Source organism: Pseudomonas defluvii, assembly GCF_001695625.1.
Taxonomy (GTDB): domain Bacteria; phylum Pseudomonadota; class Gammaproteobacteria; order Pseudomonadales; family Pseudomonadaceae; genus Aquipseudomonas; species Aquipseudomonas defluvii.
Window position 1 is genome coordinate 1 of the sequence record NZ_MBPN01000257.1, and the last position, 1,579, is coordinate 1,579.

At 56.6% G+C, this 1,579-nt stretch carries 1 protein-coding gene and 1 pseudogene; one reads left to right on the forward strand and one right to left on the reverse strand.

Annotated elements, in window-relative coordinates; genetic code table 11:
* Positions 1-248 (reverse strand): transposase (locus EKA13_RS27115; RefSeq protein WP_065762024.1); only part of this gene is annotated, 248 nt, incomplete at its 3' end.
* A gap of 204 nt (positions 249-452) precedes the next feature.
* On the opposite strand from EKA13_RS27115, the pseudogene EKA13_RS27125 reads away from it, so the two are divergent.
* Positions 453-1,356, forward strand: a pseudogene (locus EKA13_RS27125) (LysR family transcriptional regulator).
* The last annotated feature ends 223 nt before the right edge of the window (positions 1,357-1,579 follow it).

Sequence of the window (1,579 nt, forward strand, 5' to 3'; positions counted from 1 at the left end):
TTTTCCCGTTCCAATCGATTGATCCGGGCTTCCAATTCTTGGATTTTTTGCTGTTCGGGCGTCAGCGCTTTACTGGTCGGCGTCACACCATTTCGCTCTTCCTGAAGCTGCTTAACCCATCGACGCAGGGCCGACTCCACCACCCCAAGCGAACGGGCGGCATCGATATGGCTGTAGCCTTGGTCGAGTACCAGGCTGGCCGCTTCGCGCTTGAACTCTGGGGAAAAGGTACGACGTTGCTTAGTCATCAGACACCTCTCTATGGCGAGCATTCTCGCCTAAATGGGTGTCCGGAATCATTAGACCACTACAGCCCAAGTGCCCATTCCAATTGGCGAAATCAACAACTCGGATGTACCTAGTCGATTCTTTTGCATGCAAACCTCTCGTATTCATTGAAAGGTTACCGACGATAAGATAGCAAATCGTGTTTGAACTGCTGAGCTGCATTCATGAAATCCCCTTGCGACCTTTCCGAACTCGACGCCTTCGCCGCAGTGGCTCGCCATCACAGCTTTCGTAAAGCCGCCGACGAGCGAGGGGTATCTGCGTCAGCCCTCAGCCACGCCATGCGTGCCTTGGAAGGCAAGCTGGGGGTCAGGCTCCTCAATCGCACCACTCGCAGCGTCACGCCTACCGAAGCAGGTAATTAACTTCTGGCCACGTTGGTTCCGGCTTTGGCCCAGGTCGCCAAAGCGCTGCATGAGCTGACCTTCAAACAGGAAGTTCCCACCGGCACGCTGCGATTGAACGTATCGCGGCCCGCTGCCCGTCTCGTCGTTGCGCCACTGCTGGCGGCGTTCACAGCAGCCTACCCACGCATCAACGTGGAGCTGGTGGCCGATGACGGGTTGAGCGACATCGTCGACAAAGGGTTCGATGCCGGAGTGCGCTTCGGCGAGAGCCTGGCTGGTGACATGATCGCCGTCCCGGTGGGCCCACCCCAGGGATTTGTTACCGTTGCTGCCCCCAGTTACCTCAGCAGGCACGGGACACCGGATACACCGCAAAGGCTACTTGAGCACGCCTGCATTGGCCGACGCTTTCCCAGCGGCAAACTGTACAAGTGGGAATATCTTGCTTGCCGAGGGGCAGCCCATGCGCCTGGCCGTGGCAGGGCCGTTGATAATGGAAGATGACACCATGATGATTCAAGCGGCGAAGGACGGCGCCGGGATCGCGTACGTGTATGAGGAGATGGCAAGGGAATACATGGCTCGGGGGCAATTGGAGGAAGTCCTCGAAGACTGGAAAGCCTTGCCAAGCAGGTTTTTCATCTATTACTCCAGCCGGCGTCACGTACCGCCAGCGCTAAAGGCGCTGATCGAATTTGTGCGTGAAACGCAGCATCGTTGAACAAATTGATGGCAGTACATGTGTTCGCCGCCTAGAAGCATGGAGTTGTAAGGAGGGCGCGCTGATCAAGTTTTTATCGACAGGCCGATTCTGGCTGATTGCCGACCTTCCCGAGCGGCGGCTTTGGGTCCAGGCTGTGTGAAAACCTCCGACGCGATTCGATTGATTAAAAAATGACCCAGAATTCGCGCCTATACGCGAATTCTGGGTCAGTTGAGTAGCC